The sequence below is a fragment of the Horticoccus luteus genome (genome assembly GCF_019464535.1).
In the GTDB taxonomy this organism is placed as follows: Bacteria; Verrucomicrobiota; Verrucomicrobiia; order Opitutales; family Opitutaceae; genus Horticoccus; species Horticoccus luteus.
Genome location: NZ_CP080507.1, coordinates 3980237 through 3995142 on the forward strand (window position 1 = coordinate 3980237; position 14906 = coordinate 3995142).

Genomic DNA, 14906 nt, shown 5'->3' on the forward strand with positions numbered 1-14906 from the left:
CATTGCCTGATGTCGGCGGCCTTGCCCCGCGCGGGTTCAGCGCGACGTTGCCGGGTGATGCACGGTTCGCTCCCCACTCTCGCTGTCATCTCGTTGAGCCTATCCGCCGTCTGCTCCTTGATCATCCTCGTCCACCTGCTGCGCGGCCACCGACAGCACATGTGGATCATGAACATCGTCTGGGTCGTCACCGCCCTCTACGCAGGCCCTTTCGCCCTCTGGGCTTATTTTCGCTGGGGCGTCCTCTCCACCCAGCGCGTGGTCATGCAGGCGAAGCACCGCGGCGAGATGCCCCCCGGCCACCGCAAGCCCTTCTGGCAAATGGCCGCTGTCGGCACGCTCCACTGCGGCAGCGGCTGCACGCTGGGCGATGTCGTGGCGGAAACATTTCTCCTCATCGTCCCGCTCTCGCTGTTCGGGAAACCGCTCTTCGCCGCGTGGGCGCTCGACTACGTCCTCGCCCTGCTGTTCGGCGTGGCGTTTCAATATTTTACGATCAAGCCGATGCGCGGCCTCTCCGCCGGCGCCGCCCTCAAGAGCGCGCTCAAAGCCGACGTCCTCTCGCTCACCGCTTGGCAGATCGGCATGTATGGCTGGATGGCCGTCGTCGTGTTTCTCCTCTTCGGTCACGAGCTGGATAAGACCGGCCCGGTCTTCTGGTTCGAGATGCAGATCGCAATGCTCTGCGGCTTCGTCACCAGTTATCCGGTCAACCGCTGGCTGTTGAAAACCGGTATAAAGGAAAAGATGTAGTGCCGTCCTGTCCGCCACCTGCGCCCGCCGCACTAAGGGGCGCTTTCACCATGCCAGAAACGGCAATTCGCCGACACCGCGCGATTTGCCCGCGGCGCCGCCGGGCCGACATTGCAGCATGGAAACGCGTTCTGATTTTCCCCGCGCCGAAACTGTCGTGATCACCGGCGCCTCCGCCGGCGTCGGCCGCGCCACCGCCCGCGAGTTCGCCCGGCGCGGCGCCCGCCTCGGCCTCCTCGCCCGTGGCCGCGAACGCCTCGAAGCCACCCAACGCGAGGTCGAGGATCTCGGCGGGCGCGCCGTTATCCTCGCCGCCGATGTCGCCGATCCCCAGACCACCGAAACCCTCGCGCAAATGACCGAGGACGCGTTTGGCCCCATCGACATCTGGGTGAACAACGCCATGGCCTCCGTCTATTCGAAGATCGTGCACACGCCGCCGGAGGAAATGAAGCGCGTCACCGAGGTCACCTATCTCGGCTACGTCTATGGCACGCAGGCCGCGCTCCGCCGCATGCTCAAGCGCGATCGCGGGATGATCGTGCAAGTCGGCTCCGCCCTCGCCTACCGCAGCATCCCGCAACAATCCGCGTATTGCGCCGCCAAGCACGCCATCCATGGCTTCACCGATTCCCTTCGCTCCGAACTCATCGCCGACCACAGCCGCGTTCGCGTGACCATGGTGCAGCTCCCCTCGATGAACACCCCGCAGTTCGTCTGGGTGAAAAGTCGCCTCCCGCAAAAAGCCAAACCACCCGCGCCCATCTACCAGCCCGAAGTCGCCGCCCGCACCATCTATTGGGCCGCGCACCACGACCGGCGCGAGGTGTATCTCGGTTTCATGACCGCCGCCGGCATCAAGGCCAACAAGGTCTGGCCCGGCTTGCTTGACCACTATCTCGTCGGCCGCTCGTTCAGCGATACGCACGAACCGCGCGATCCCAATCAGCCCGACAACCTCTTCTCCTCTGCGCCCGGCGAGTGGGCCGCGCACGGGCCGTTCGATGCCGATGCCCAGGACCATTCATGGCAGATCCGTCTCTCGCGCCACCGCACGGCCGCCACGCTCTGCGCACTCGGGGCCGCCGGCGCGGTCGCCGCCCTCCTCTGGCGCCGCCACCACCGCGCCTCCACCATGCCGCGCCAACTCGGTCGCCCCGCGGCCGTTCCGCAATAACGCCAACGCCATTCCACCCGCGCGCCGCGGCCAAACGCTCACGCGCGTTTTACTGCGACAAGTAACGCGTCGCGCACGCCGACGGCAGACCAAACACTTCCTTGTCGCGCAACGAGCGCAGCAGCGTGACGAATTCCGCGTGCGCCCATACGAGTGGCATCGCCGAACCGGTCGCGCCGCCATTGTATAGTTCTCGCTCCGGAATGTCGTCCGCATCCCAGATTTGCTCCGGAAACAAACCCGCGCCCGACTGGCTCTGCCGCACCATCGTCTGCATGAGCGCCTTCGCCGCCGCGCGGTCGCCGCGCGCAAGTTCGTAATGCGCGCGCTCGCCCGTCAGCACGGGCCAGCCACGCCCGATGCCGGAGCCGGTGAACGGCGCGCCTTGCACGTCCTCGCCATAACCATCGTGCGTATAGCGCCGCCACACCGCGCCCGACTTCGTCTCGTGCTTCAACGTCGCGTCGATCACCCGCACGGTGTTCACGATGCGCGGATCGTCTGCGCGCCGCAGCCCGTAACGCACCAGCGCCAGCGCATCCGGACTTACGATCTGCCACACCGGAAACGTCGCGTTCGCGCCCGGCGCCTGGTTTTTCAATTCCACCGTCGAATCGCGCAACGCCCCCGTGCGCTCCTCCTCCGGTAGCGACAACCGCACGTAGTAGCCCTCCACGCCGACCTGCCGCGCGAGCGGCGTATCCGTGACGTAGAGCCAGCGCTCGATCGACGCGTTCCACTCGTCCGCCGCCGCGCGCCAGCGCGCCGCCAGCTCGCCCGCATTGCGCTCATCCGCCATCTCCGCCGCTGACAGAAGCGCCGCGATCGCCGTCGCCAGGGTGTAGGGCGTGTAGCCGCGGTTCTCTTCCCAGCGATCCTGCTCTGTCACCGGTCCGCGCCGCGCCAGAAATTCCGCGGCCCGCCGCACCGCGTCCCACGGATCCACGACCCCGAGATCCGAATACCGCCGGATCGCCGCCACGAGCAGCACGAAACTCGCCGTCTGGTCGCTCTGGTTCACCGTCCAATGCGCCTCGCCGTCCACCCACATGTTCTGCGTCCAGTTCCCCTCCGGATTCTGTGTGCACATGAGGTAGAACATCGTCTGCCGCGCATCCATCGCGCGTCCCGCCGCGAGCAATGCGATCGCCGCGTGCACCTGATCGCGCGGCCACACCAGGTGATAGCCGCCGATGTCCTGGTCACCGTGCGCCCCACCCCACGGGATCGACAGGCTCGCGATGATCCCGCCGTGAAATAATTTGCTCTCGTGCGTGCGCAGCACCGCCGTGCTCACGCGATAAACGTCAAACGCCTCGCGCGCCGGACCCACCAGCGGCAGACACGTTTTCTGAAACGCCTGCCAGCCCGCGAGGTATTCCGCCTGCGTGTCGTCGAAGTCCGACAACAGGGCCGCGCGGGTGACATGCCCCGCCGCCCAGTGTTGATCGCCAAATCCGATCGCGATGACGAATTCCCCGCCGCACGCCGCGAGATCGATCTCGCCCGTGAGCGCGATATTCCCGTCGTGCGCCGCCGGGTAAAGCTCCTGCAGCCGCCCGTTCGCGTGCACCTGCTGCCAGCCGTCGCTCGTGCCAACGTAGCCGCAACTCCGCGCGCGCCACCCGGCCGAACACCCGATCGCCATCGTCACATGCTCCCGCTGCGCGAACAACAGCTCCGTCCCGCGAAACGCGTCCGCCCAACCGTCGTTGCCCCCGCCCTGATTCGCGATGTGCGGCGCCGCGAGCAGATACAGCCGGTAATCCTGCAACGTTCCTTGCCGCGCCTCGAATTTCACGCGCATCAACAACACCGGCCGGCGCGGATCAGTGAAAATCGTCTTCGTCATCCGGTAGCGGCCGTGTTCGCACGTGTTCGTCTGCCGATACGCCGGCACGCCTTGCGCCAGCGGCTCGATCAGGTGCGTCGTGTGGCGTTTCTCCTCCGAGAAAAACCCACCCTCCGCCGCCACGAGAAATTCCACGTCGCGCGTGTTCGCGCAGTCGAGACGCGGAAAATAGATCTCGTTGAGCACACCATGCGCGAGCGTGAACCACACCGGGCTCTCGCCGCTCATCGCCGTGCCCACGCCCGACTTCGCGCTCGAGGTCCACCGCGGCGGCAGGCCCGGCTGGCCCGGGGGATTCTCCGCGCTCATGCGCCCACCTCGGGCGCGATCAACGCCAGTCCCGATTCCGGATCCAACCGCCGCTCCAACGCGCCACCTTCTGTCAGCATGACTTCCAGCGTGGGGCGCACGTGCGCTTCCTGCAAGTGTCCACCGATCGTCGAGCCATCGCGCCGCCCCAGCACGGCGTGCATGTGCACCACCGGCTCGTCGCCCTTCCACGCGAAGTCGCCCGTCAACACGAGCACCTCCACTTGCTCCTGCACCGGAATCTCTTGGTAGCGCTTCGTCTCCCAGTCGAAATACGCGAGCTTCGCCGACTGGAACGCCCCGATCGCCGTGAATCGCGCCGCCCGGATGTTTTCCTTTTTCGCAAACGCCTTCAACTCCGCCATCACGCGATCACCGGTTTCAAAGATGAGCGCGCGTTGCTTCGTCCCGCCGTGTGTGAGTGTTCTCGCTTTCATAAAATGATTCGCCCGCTGCCCACGCCTCCGTCAGCGGCCGCGCCGCCGCAGCTCACGCCACCGCCGCCCCCGGCTACCGTCGCCGGCGCCAGAGCCACCACGCCGCGAGACCCGCCAGCGCGACGCCGGCGCCGATCACCACCAGCGCCTCGCCCTTTGTCGGATCGCGCGGCTCGGTGGGCAGACATGAGAGCTCGGGACAACGTCCCGGCCCGCGCGGTTCCGGTTGCACGCTTTCCCGCTCCGCCATCTCCAGCACATGCGCCAGATGCAACGCCTGCCGCTCGGTCGTCTGCTTGATCTGCTCGCGGCAACTGAAACCGTTCGCCACCACGAGCGTGTCGGTGTCCGCCGCGCGCACCTTCGGCAGGAGGACCCGCTCGCCCGCGGCGATCGATAATTCGTAATGCTCTTTCTCGAACCCGAACGCCCCCGCCATGCCGCAGCAGCCGGAATCCAGCACTTCGTAATCCACCCCCATCCGCTTCAACACGCGCTCTTCCGCGGTCAGTTTCATGATCGCCTTGTGATGACAATGCCCGTGCACCAGCGCCCGCCGGGCGAGCTTCGGCAGCGGATAATCCGGCATCTTCTGATCGATGAATTCGCTCAACAACAGGGTCTGCTTCGAGAGCCGCTGCGCGTCTTCGTTGTGCGGAATGATGCTGCACAACTCGTCGCGAAACGTCGTGGTGCAACTCGGCTCCAAGCCCACCATCGGCACCCCGGCGCGGATTTCGTCGCGCAGCTCCAGCAACACCCGCTCCAGCCACTGCTTCGCCGTCGCCAGCATGCCGTAGTCGTAGAGCGGACGCCCGCAGCACAACGCCGCGCGCGGCACGATCACCCGCCAGCCCGCACGTTCCAGGAAACGCGTCGCCGCCTGCGCCACATCCGGATGGTAGTAGTTGTTAAACGTATCCGGCCACAAGATCACCGGCGGCCCTTCCGGGTTGCGCGGAGCCCGCGCGAAGAACCACGCCTTGAACGACTGGTTCGCAAACCGCGGCACTTTCCTCTCCGGCGCCACCGAGATGACCGCCTTCATGACATCCGCGAAGATCGGCGCCCGCTGAAAGAAATTCGACACGCGCGGAAACAAACCGCCCAACCGCGCCCACCGCCCGATCAGCCCGAACGCATACATGTGCAACGGACGCAGCCGGCCCGCGTAGTGATGCGCCAGGTATTCCGCCTTGTAGGTCGCCATGTCGACATGCACCGGACAGTCGCCCTTGCAGCCTTTGCACGAGAGACACAGATCCAGCGCGTCTCTCACCGCCTCGCTGCGAAACCCGTCCTGGATCACATCGCCCTGCAGCATCTCGAACAGCAGATGCGCCCGCCCGCGCGTCGAATCCTTCTCCTCGCGCGTGACCATGTAGCTCGGGCACATCGTCCCGCCTTCATGTTTGCGGCACTCACCCACACCCACGCAGCGCAATACCGCGCGGCTGAAGTCGCCATCATCCGCCGGGTAACTGAACCAGGTTTTCGGCCGCCACGGATTGTAATCCGTGCCCAGTCGCAGATCCGCCGTCATGGGGTTCGCGTCGATGACTTTCCCCGGGTTCATCTTCCACTCCGGATCCCACAGCCGCTTGAAGCGCCGAAACGCTTCCATCAATTCCGGGCCATACATCTTCTCCAACATCGGCCCGCGCGCCTGCCCATCGCCGTGCTCGCCCGAGAGTGAACCGCCGTAGCGCAACACCAGATCGGCGCAGGCCTCCACCGTAGCGTGATAGTTCTCCAACCCCGCCTCCGTCACCAAATCGAAGTCGATCCGGCAATGGATGCAGCCTTGGCCGTAGTGCCCGTAGAGCGCCGGCTTGTGCCCGAACTTCGCGAACTCGTCGCGTAAATCCCGCAGGTAGTCGCCCACCTTTTCCGGCGCCACCGCCGAATCCTCCCAACCCGGCCACGTATCCTTCTTGCCCGGCACAAACGCCGTCGCGCCGAGCCCCGCCTCCCGCGCCTTCCACACTTTCTTCGTCTCTTCCGGATCGTCGTAAAACTTCATCGACGGCGGATCCTTCTTTTTCTTCAACGCCGCCATCACCCGCTTCGCCTGCGCGTCCGCTTCCTTCTGCGTCTCCGCGCCAAATTCCACCAGCAGCCAGCCTCCGCCCTTCGGCAGCATTTTTAACGCGTCACCATCCATGTGGTGATCCTTCATCATATCGACCAGCGCCTCGTCGATGCCTTCGAGCCCGATCGGCTTGAACGGCAGAATCTCCATCACGTGCGCGCCCGCCGCCACCGCGTCTTCGTAACCGAGCACCAGCAACGCCCTCGCCTTCGGCCGCGGCACCAGTTGCAACGTCGCCGAGAGAATCACGACGCACGTTCCTTCCGAGCCGCCGAGCGCGCGCGCCACGTTCACGCCTTTCTCCGGCAGCAGGTCGTCGAGATTGTAACCCGACACGCGCCGCGGGATTTTCGGAAAACGTTTCCGGATCAGCTCGGCATACTCGTCGCGCAAGGTCTTCAACCCCGCGTAGATTTCCCCGCGCCGCCCGCCTTCCGCGATGATCGCCGCCCACTCCTCCTCGCTCGTCGCACCCACGCGCAGGATTTCCCCGTCGTAGGTCAACACTTCCAACTCCAGCAAGTTGTCCGAGGTGCGCATCCCCAGGCCATTGTTCACCGCCAGCAGCGAATTGATGCCGCAGGAATTGTTGCCGATCATTCCGCCCAGCGTGCAGTGATTGTGCGTCGCCGGATTCGGCCCGAAAATCAATCCGTGCGGCTCCGCCGCCTTCTGCACTTCATCGAGCACGATCCCCGTTTCCACCGTCACCGTCGCCTTCTCGGGATCGAGCGCGAGAATCCGGTTATAATATTTCGACAGATCCATCAGCACCGCTGTGTTGCAACATTGCCCGGCGAGGCTCGTCCCACCGCCGCGCGAGAGCACGGGCGCACCGTAGTCACGGCAAATGCGCACCGTGGCGATGATGTCGTCGCGGTCGTGCGGAATCACCACACCGATCGGCGGCATCCGGTAGTTCGACGCATCCGTTGCGTAGAGCGCGCGGCTGCCGTCGTCGAAACGCACCTCTCCCTTGATGGCCTCTCGCAACGCCTCGCCGAGCGTCGGTGTTCCCGGCGCATGGTGCGCGGCGCGCACGGGACCAAAGCGTTCGTCATCCTGACGCACACTGGTTTTCGGAGGCGTTTTTTGGTCTGCGATCGTTGCCATAAGTTGTGTCAGACGGCGAAGCGCTCCGCATCCGCCCATTTGAATTCCACGCCGAGGCCCGGCCGCGTAAGATCGGGCGTCAACATCCCCCGTTCCACCGGCACCGCGCCATCGAACAAGCGCTGTTCGATCCGGGCGTGATCATGAAAATATTCCGTGTGCCGCATCGGCGCCGCCGCGCATCCCGGATGCAAATGCAGCGCAGGCGCGCAATGCGCCGACAACGGCCGGCCCCATGTCTCGCACAACGTCGCGACTTTCATGAAGCCCGTGATGCCCGCGCAACGCGTCGCGTCCGCCTGCACCACGTCCGCCGCCTCCGCGTCCAGCAAGCGCCGAAAGTAGTGGAGATCGTAGCCATATTCCCCCTCGGCAAGTTCGATCTCCGGCGGCACCCGCTCTCGCAGAAAACGCAGGCCCGCAAGATCGTCCGGCGGCAACGGTTCCTCCAGCCATCGCACATCCGCCTGGTTCGCAAAAGTGTTCGCCCACTCAAGCGCCTGGTTGCGCGTATAGGCGCTGTTCGCATCGACGAACAACTCCGCCTCCCCGCCGATCGCCCGCCGCGCCGCCTGCACGCGGTGCAAGTCCCGCGCCGGATCCCGGCCCACTTTCATTTTGAACCGCGTGACGCCCCGCGCCGCCCAACCTTGGAATTGCTTTTTTAATTGCGCGTCCGAATACGACGTGAAGCCGCCGCTGCCATACACCGGCAGCGCCGCCCGCACCTGGCCGAGCAACTGCACGAGAGGCAACCCGAGCAGTTTCGCCTTCAAATCCCACAACGCTCCGTCCACTGCCGACACCGCCATCGCCGACGCCCCTTGCCGGCCCATGTTGCGCAAACGCGCGATCATCGCGTGCCAATGCGCCTCCACCGCCAGCGCGTCTTCGCCTGTCACCACCGCCGCGAGCGAATCGCGAATCATCCGCGCCACGCCGGCGTCTGCGTAAGTGTAACCAAACCCTGTCTCTCCGCCCGCCGTCACCTCCACCACGACGAGTGTCGTCGCCTGCCATTCCAGCGTGCCGTCGGACTCCGGCGCATCTGTCGGAATGCGAAACGCCGCTGTGCGCACACTCTCCACGCGCGGCCCGCCGCCGCCCGCGCGCTCCCGCGGCGGATCCGCATCAGCCGCCGGCGCCGCCGGCGCTTCGCGGCGTCCACCCTTCCGCTGCACTCTCGTCCTGGCCATGACGCATCCTCACACGAGTTCACGCACGCGATCTTCGGCAATGGTCGTCGCAATCTTCATTCGCTCGGGTGTGCCCTTCGCGAGCGACTCCGCGAAATGCAGCGCCTGCTTCGCCTTGATTTTCGGCGGCATCGGCGGCTCATGCGGATCGACCACCGCCTCGATCACCACCGGCCCCGGTGTCGCGAGCGCCTGCGCGATGATGTCGCCGCATTGCTCGGGATCCTCGATCTTGAAACCATTCCCGCCGCAGGCCCGCGCAAACGCCACGAAGTCGATCGGCTGCAGTTCGCACCCGAACTCCGGATTCCCGAGCATCACCATCTGCTCCCATTTGATCTGCCCGAGTGCGTTGTTTTTGATGATGACCACTTTGATCGGCAGCTTGTGTTTCACCGCCGTGGCAAACTCACCCATCAGCATGGTAAACGCGCCATCGCCGACAAACGCGACGCACTGCCGGTCCGGATACGCGATCTGCGCCGCATTCGCGTAAGGCATCCCGTTGGCCATCGTCGCGAGCGTGCCCGACAAGGAAAACATCTGGCCGCGACGCACCGGAATCTGCCGCGCAAACCACGTCGCCACCGTGCCGCTGTCGCAACTCACGATCGCGTTTTCATCTAGGCGTTTTCCCAACTCCCACGCGACGACCTGCGGTTTCATCGGCGTGTCGCGACGCGTGCCGCGCTCCTCCATGAGCTTCCACCACTCCGCCATGCCCTTCTGCGCCTGCTCCAAAAACGACCGGTCTTCCTTCCGCTGCACGAGCGGGAGAAGTACGCGCAAACACGCGCCGGAATCACCCGCCAGGCCGACCTCCACCGGACAACGCAGTCCGATGCGCGCCGGATCGAGATCGATCTGCACCACCCGCGCCTGGCCCGGCTTCGGCAAAAACTCCATGTAGGGAAACGAGGTGCCGATCATCAGCAGCGTGTCGCACTCCTCCATCGCTTCCTGCGACGGCCGCGTGCCCAGCAGGCCGATGCCGCCGGTCGTATAAGGCGAGTCGTCCGGCACACAGGCCTTGCCGAGTAACGCCTTGATGATCGGCGCCCCCAGCGCTTCCGCGGCCGCGACGACTTCCTTCTCCGCTCGCAAAGCTCCCTGCCCTACGAGAATCGCGACCTTCTTCCCGCGGTTCAACACGTCCGCGGCGTGTTGCACATCGCTCTCCGCCGGCAACGCCGCGCGCCGCGCAAACACTTCCGTCGTCGCGTGCCCCTTCAAGTTGCGCTCCGACCGCGTGCCGCTGCTCACGGGCATCGATTGCGTATCCACGGGGAAATTAATGTGCGCCACACCCCGCCGGGCCAGCGCCGTGCGACACGCGAGATTCGTCACTCCTGCCACGTGCGCCGGGCCCATGACCCGCACGTTGTAAACCGCTACGTCCATATACAGCTTGTCGAGGTCAACGTCCTGCTGCGCATGCGTGTCGATCAGATCATGAAAGTGATGTCCCGTGATCGCGAGCACCGGCTGACCATCGAGCTTCGCGTCGTAGAGCCCGTTGAGTAAGTGGATGCCGCCCGGCCCCGACGTGCCGAGGCACACGCCGAGGCGCCCGGTGTATTTCGCATACGCACACGCCATGAACGCCGCCGCTTCCTCATGCCGCACCTGCACGAAACGCAGCGAATCCTCAACCTTCCGGAGCGCCTCCATGATGCCGTTGATTCCATCGCCCGGGATTCCGAAGATAACTTCGACTCCCCAGTTTTGGAGATTTTGCACGAGAACATCAGCGGCGGTGGGTGAGGACATAGGGAGACTCGGTTCGAGGCTAAAGTTTTTGAGAACAGAACGGGGCACGACGCGTCCCGTCCTCTTCAGCGTAAAAGCCCGGCGTGCGGACACAACCGGCCGCCGCATGGCGCGCGTCCGAAATCACCATCGGCACAACCCGAAGCCTGCCCGTGGGAGAAACCCTCACCGCTCCGCCGCGCGGCTTAACCGCCACCTTGCGTCCGCAACCGCCGCGTGCATTCACGCGCACTTCGTCCGCGCTCTCCCCAACGCAAAACGGGCGCCACCTCGCCGGTGACGCCCGTCCTCTCTTTCCCCTCGCGCGCCCGTTCAGTTCAGCGCCACCGTAAACGCTTCCTGCACGAGTCCGTTTTCCGCGAGAAACGCCTCTAGCGAATCATACGTCGCCGTTTGGAATCCCGCCGGATCCATGTCCTCGCGGCTGATCGCGCTCATGAACGTGCTGCCGAAGGATTGCAGTGGTCCGAGCCGCACCGGCGTCGGCCGGAAGTAAGTGCGGATATCCTGATATATCCGCGCCCGGTCATCCGTTTGATAAATTGCCGCCACGCAGATCTTCAGCGAATGCGTCACGCAGTTGTCGAACTTGTCCACCCACGGATTCGTCAGCAGATTATATTTCGGCGTGTGGAGCGCTGCATACGCCGGCGAACGAATCACCGCGAGAATCCGCCGCTGCAACGCCGGCGTCGGCACGCAGATCGCCACATCCGGCTCCATCATGCCCGCCACGAAGTCATACGTATAGTCCTGCTTCAAGTAACTGCGATCATCGCGCCCGTCCGCGCCTTGGTAGAGATTATAGACCGTGTAGGTGTTGAACACGCTGCCATCCGGACGCCGCACGGGCTCGAAGACGATGAACGCCACATGCGTGTAGTTGATGCCCTTCGGCATTTCCGCGCGCGGCCGTCCGGCGCGGGCGATGATCGCCACGCTGACTTTGCGCGCATCGAGCTCGTCGTTGACCTTCAACGCGAAGTTTCGAATCGCCTCGTCGCCAAATTTCTCGACGCCGAATTTGCTGGCGGCGCTGCCCCCGGCCACGACCGGGTTGTGCCACAACGCCAGGCCCGCCAGCAGAAGCGCCGGCCACCGCAGGGAGGTAAGGAAGGATTTCATGGTCGGGAGCATTCGAGCTGCAACTTAGCGCGTGGCCTTCAACGCCTCCGCCGGCGACGGGTCCGCGGGCAGCGTCGTTTTCGCGGGTGTCACGGACGCCGATTCCGTTGCCTTCACCGGCGGCACCGCCGCTTCGCGATCGAGTGGCGGCCGCGCGGTGTCGTCGCTCGTGGCGAAGTCCCACATTTTCGCCGCGCCCTCCGCCGCCGCCTCGCCGCCCTGGGCACTCGCGTCGCCCACCGCCGCGAGCACTTTGCCCCCGCTCTGCACGACCGCCCCGCTCATCCACACGGGCACCGCCGCCACGCCCGAAGCGAGTTTCACCGCGCCCTTGGCCGACTCGGCCGTCGCCCCGACCAGCTCTTTCGAAGCCGTGCCGGAAGCCACCGCGGCGTTGGATACATGGTTCACCGCAGCGCACGACTGGGCGGATAAAGCGACGGTGCCGAAGAGGGCCGCCATCGCGAAGACAGGAATCAATTTGAGGTTGTTTTTCATAACGCCCCCAGCGTAACCGAACCGCGCGCGCGCCCGTTAATTGATAAACTCAATGCTGCGTCTCTCGAAAAATTGATACCGCCCGTTGGCGCTCGGGGACCCGCACGCGCCAGCTCAACCCGCGGACGCGAGGGCCCGTCCGCGCGCTCGCTCCGCGCAGGCGCGAAGACCGTTGTCAGCCGGGGCACGGCTCACCTTCATGAACGCGGATGAACCTCCATCACTTGGAATTGTTCTATTATGTCGCGCGGCACGGTGGCATCAGCCGCGCCGTGCGCCATATCCCCTACGGCATCCAGCAACCTGCCGTAAGCACGCAGATCCTCGCGCTCGAACAGGACCTCGGCACGAAGCTCTTCGACCGCCAGCCGTTTCGCCTCACCGCCGCCGGCCAGGAGTTGTATCAATTCGCCGAACCCTTCTTTTCCAAGGCCGACGAAATCAGCGCCCGTTTGCGCAGTCAGCAAGCTCCTCGCCTGCGCATCGCCGCCGCCGAGCTCGTGCTGCGCGATCATTTGCCGCCCGTCATTGCCGCGCTGAAGGAAAAGCATCCCGCACTCCGCTTCGCGTTGCGCACCGGTTTCCAAGCCGAGATGGAAGCATGGCTGCACGACGGCGAAATCGACCTCGCGATCACGCCGCTCGATACGCGCCCCCAGCCCGGCCTCAAATGCCTGCCGATCGTGCAACTCCCGCTCGTCCTCATCGTGCCGCGGAGCTCGCCGCTCAAATCCGCCGCGCAACTGTGGGCGCAGGAGCGCATCGCCGATCCGCTCATCAGTCTGCCCGCCGCCGAAAGCATCACGCGCGCCTTTCAAAAAGGGTTGAAGGAAATGAAAGTCGCGTGGCCCACGTCGCTCGAAGCGCCCTCGCCCCTCATTCCGCAATACGTCGCCAACGGTTACGGTCTCGGCGTGACGGTGAATCTCCCCGGCCTCGTGCAACACCCGCAAGTCCGCGTGCTGCCGCTGCCCGGATTCGCGCCCGTCGAAATCGCCGCGCTCTGGCGCCCGCCGACCACGCCGCTCGTCGACGACCTCCGCGCCATCATCGCCGCCCGCGCGGAACACCTCTGGCCCGCCGCCTAGTCGCGACCGCGCGCTTCCGTTCCGCTGCACGAGCGGGCAGTGCCCCGCGCCGCTCCGGATCTCGCTTTCGCCCGCGCGCAACACGTTCCGCGCTGGCGTCGCGCGCCGCTCCGCGTTGCACTGCCCCGATGAATCTTCCCGTCGGCGAACAGGATTTCCTCCGCGCGCTCGTCAAAACCTCCCGTCAACGCCCGCATCACGTTCGCTGGCAGGACCGCGATGGCAGCGAACGCGTCACCACGCTCTCGCCCGCCGACGCCGCCCGCCTCAACGCCGCCGCGCACACTCTGCACCTGAGCAAGGAGGCCCTCCTTCGCGCGGCCGCGCACCTGCCCGCCGCGCCTCGCCCCTCCGTCCCGCCATCGTAAACAACCGGCCGCGGCGCGGCGGCAAAGGCCTCGACCGCGGAACGAACCTCCTCTTCTCGCGGTCGCGTGCGGGATGAAGGCTCAAGACCCGCGCGTCACGGATACGCATCCCACCCCGGCCCGCTCATCAACGTCCCTCCCCGCCGCGGCGAAGTCCGAGTCCGACCGCGACCTCAAGACGTCCATTTCTCTCAGTGGGAGGCGCGCGCTCGTGACCGGCGGCAGCTCCGGCATCGGCGCCGCCATCGCCGCCGCGCTCGGTGCCGCCGGCGCCAAAGTGGCCGTTAATTACCACAGTCATCCCGAACAGGCCGACACCGTGGTCCAAACCATCCAGTCCGCCGGCAGCGAAGCCTTTGCCGTCCAAGCCAATGTCGCCAACCCCGCCGACGTCGCGGCGATGTTTCAAAAAGTCGACGCCACCTGGGGCGGCCTCGACATCCTCATCAACAACTCGGGCATCGATGGCCACCGCATGATGAGCTGGGAGGCGGACCTCGAGGCGTGGCGCGCCGTGCTCGAAGTGAATCTCTTCGGCGCATTTTACTGCGCACGCGAGGCGTTGCAGCGCATGGTCCCGCAGAAACGCGGCGTCATCTTGAGCACCTCGTCCGTGCACGAGGAAATCGCGTGGTCCGGCTACAGCGCCTACGCCGCGAGCAAAGCCGGGTTGTCCATGCTCACGAAAACGCTCGCTCAGGAAGCCGCGCCACACGGCGTGCGCGTGCTCGCCGTCGGACCGGGGGCCATCAAGACCCCCATCAATCAAGCCGTGTGGAACGACCCGGAAGGCTTCAAGGATCTGCTCGACAAGATCCCGCTTCGCCGCGTCGGCGAACCCGAAGAGGTCGCGCGTATGGTCGTGGTGCTCGTGTCGGACGTCGCGTCCTACATCACGGGCCGCACCCTTTTCATTGATGGCGGCATGACGGATTACCCCGGCTTTGCGCACGGCGGCTAAGCGCCTGCCGCAACAACGGTTCCGCTCGTGATGGTAAAGCTGCGCCAAAGATGAAATTGAAAGGAGAGACAGCGCAGCCACCCGCATGCGGAAGGCTACGCGTCCGACGAACGAAGGAACGCGGTGCAGAAAACGTAGTGACGAGGAGGGTGCGGGAAAAATCGGCT

Annotated in this window: 12 protein-coding genes; 5 read left to right on the forward strand and 7 right to left on the reverse strand. The window is 65.4% G+C overall.

What is annotated here, in order from left to right; all coding sequences use genetic code 11:
• The first annotated feature begins 57 nt into the window (after positions 1-57).
• Both K0B96_RS16145 and K0B96_RS16150 read left to right on the forward strand, forming a co-directional pair.
• Positions 58-753, forward strand: coding sequence for a DUF4396 domain-containing protein (locus tag K0B96_RS16145; protein WP_345779937.1), 696 nt, complete (start codon positions 58-60; stop codon positions 751-753).
• A 118-nt stretch (positions 754-871) separates the two neighbouring features.
• On the forward strand, positions 872-1930 hold the full coding sequence (locus K0B96_RS16150; protein WP_220161919.1) for an SDR family oxidoreductase: 1059 nt from the start codon (positions 872-874) through the stop codon (positions 1928-1930).
• A 49-nt stretch (positions 1931-1979) separates the two neighbouring features.
• Here the strand turns inward: K0B96_RS16150 and K0B96_RS16155 are convergent, their stop codons facing one another.
• The 7 genes from K0B96_RS16155 to K0B96_RS16185 form a co-directional block, all read right to left on the reverse strand.
• Entirely contained in the window at positions 1980-4091 is a 2112-nt protein-coding gene (locus tag K0B96_RS16155; protein ID WP_220161920.1) for a glycoside hydrolase family 15 protein, read from the reverse strand.
• Positions 4088-4528: a PPC domain-containing DNA-binding protein gene (locus tag K0B96_RS16160; protein ID WP_220161921.1), complete on the reverse strand. Its 441-nt coding sequence runs from the start codon at positions 4526-4528 to the stop codon at positions 4088-4090. The genes K0B96_RS16155 and K0B96_RS16160 overlap by 4 nt, the downstream gene beginning before the upstream one ends.
• 73 nt (positions 4529-4601) lie before the next feature.
• Positions 4602-7733: an FAD-binding and (Fe-S)-binding domain-containing protein gene (locus K0B96_RS16165; RefSeq protein WP_220161922.1), complete on the reverse strand. Its 3132-nt coding sequence runs from the start codon at positions 7731-7733 to the stop codon at positions 4602-4604.
• A gap of 8 nt (positions 7734-7741) precedes the next feature.
• On the reverse strand, positions 7742-8929 hold the full coding sequence (locus tag K0B96_RS16170) for an enolase C-terminal domain-like protein (RefSeq protein WP_220161923.1): 1188 nt from the start codon (positions 8927-8929) through the stop codon (positions 7742-7744).
• 9 nt (positions 8930-8938) lie between these two features.
• On the reverse strand, positions 8939-10699 hold the full coding sequence (locus K0B96_RS16175; protein ID WP_220161924.1) for a thiamine pyrophosphate-dependent enzyme: 1761 nt from the start codon (positions 10697-10699) through the stop codon (positions 8939-8941).
• 312 nt (positions 10700-11011) lie between these two features.
• On the reverse strand, positions 11012-11824 hold the full coding sequence (locus K0B96_RS16180; protein WP_220161925.1) for a DUF2145 domain-containing protein: 813 nt from the start codon (positions 11822-11824) through the stop codon (positions 11012-11014).
• Between the two features lie 24 nt (positions 11825-11848).
• Positions 11849-12322: a hypothetical protein gene (locus K0B96_RS16185; protein WP_220161926.1), complete on the reverse strand. Its 474-nt coding sequence runs from the start codon at positions 12320-12322 to the stop codon at positions 11849-11851.
• A gap of 209 nt (positions 12323-12531) precedes the next feature.
• On the opposite strand from K0B96_RS16185, the gene K0B96_RS16190 reads away from it, so the two are divergent.
• The 3 genes from K0B96_RS16190 to fabG all read left to right on the forward strand — a co-directional run bounded on the left by K0B96_RS16190 (position 12532) and on the right by fabG (position 14739).
• Positions 12532-13410 (forward strand): LysR family transcriptional regulator, encoded by an 879-nt coding sequence (locus tag K0B96_RS16190; protein WP_220161927.1) that lies wholly within the window; start codon positions 12532-12534, stop codon positions 13408-13410.
• A 128-nt stretch (positions 13411-13538) separates the two neighbouring features.
• Positions 13539-13778, forward strand: a complete 240-nt coding sequence (locus tag K0B96_RS16195) for a hypothetical protein (protein WP_220161928.1) — start codon at positions 13539-13541, stop codon at positions 13776-13778.
• Between the two features lie 73 nt (positions 13779-13851).
• Positions 13852-14739, forward strand: a complete 888-nt coding sequence (gene fabG / locus K0B96_RS16200) for a 3-oxoacyl-ACP reductase FabG (RefSeq protein ID WP_220161929.1) — start codon at positions 13852-13854, stop codon at positions 14737-14739.
• Positions 14740-14906 lie beyond the last annotated feature (167 nt).

Excerpts from the sequence above, each read along its gene's own strand:
- K0B96_RS16175 (WP_220161924.1), bottom strand. The coding sequence starts at position 10,699 with ATGTCCTCACCCACCGCCGCTGATGTTCTCGTGCAAAATCTCCAAAAC.
- K0B96_RS16160 (WP_220161921.1), bottom strand. The coding sequence starts at position 4,528 with ATGAAAGCGAGAACACTCACACACGGCGGGACGAAGCAACGCGCGCTC.
- K0B96_RS16165 (WP_220161922.1), bottom strand. The coding sequence starts at position 7,733 with ATGGCAACGATCGCAGACCAAAAAACGCCTCCGAAAACCAGTGTGCGT.
- K0B96_RS16155 (WP_220161920.1), bottom strand. The coding sequence starts at position 4,091 with ATGAGCGCGGAGAATCCCCCGGGCCAGCCGGGCCTGCCGCCGCGGTGG.
- K0B96_RS16180 (WP_220161925.1), bottom strand. The coding sequence starts at position 11,824 with ATGAAATCCTTCCTTACCTCCCTGCGGTGGCCGGCGCTTCTGCTGGCG.
- K0B96_RS16190 (WP_220161927.1), top strand. The coding sequence starts at position 12,532 with ATGAACCTCCATCACTTGGAATTGTTCTATTATGTCGCGCGGCACGGT.
- fabG (WP_220161929.1), top strand. The coding sequence starts at position 13,852 with ATGAAGGCTCAAGACCCGCGCGTCACGGATACGCATCCCACCCCGGCC.
- K0B96_RS16195 (WP_220161928.1), top strand. The coding sequence starts at position 13,539 with ATGAATCTTCCCGTCGGCGAACAGGATTTCCTCCGCGCGCTCGTCAAA.
- K0B96_RS16145 (WP_345779937.1), top strand. The coding sequence starts at position 58 with ATGCACGGTTCGCTCCCCACTCTCGCTGTCATCTCGTTGAGCCTATCC.
- K0B96_RS16170 (WP_220161923.1), bottom strand. The coding sequence starts at position 8,929 with ATGGCCAGGACGAGAGTGCAGCGGAAGGGTGGACGCCGCGAAGCGCCG.
- K0B96_RS16185 (WP_220161926.1), bottom strand. The coding sequence starts at position 12,322 with ATGAAAAACAACCTCAAATTGATTCCTGTCTTCGCGATGGCGGCCCTC.
- K0B96_RS16150 (WP_220161919.1), top strand. The coding sequence starts at position 872 with ATGGAAACGCGTTCTGATTTTCCCCGCGCCGAAACTGTCGTGATCACC.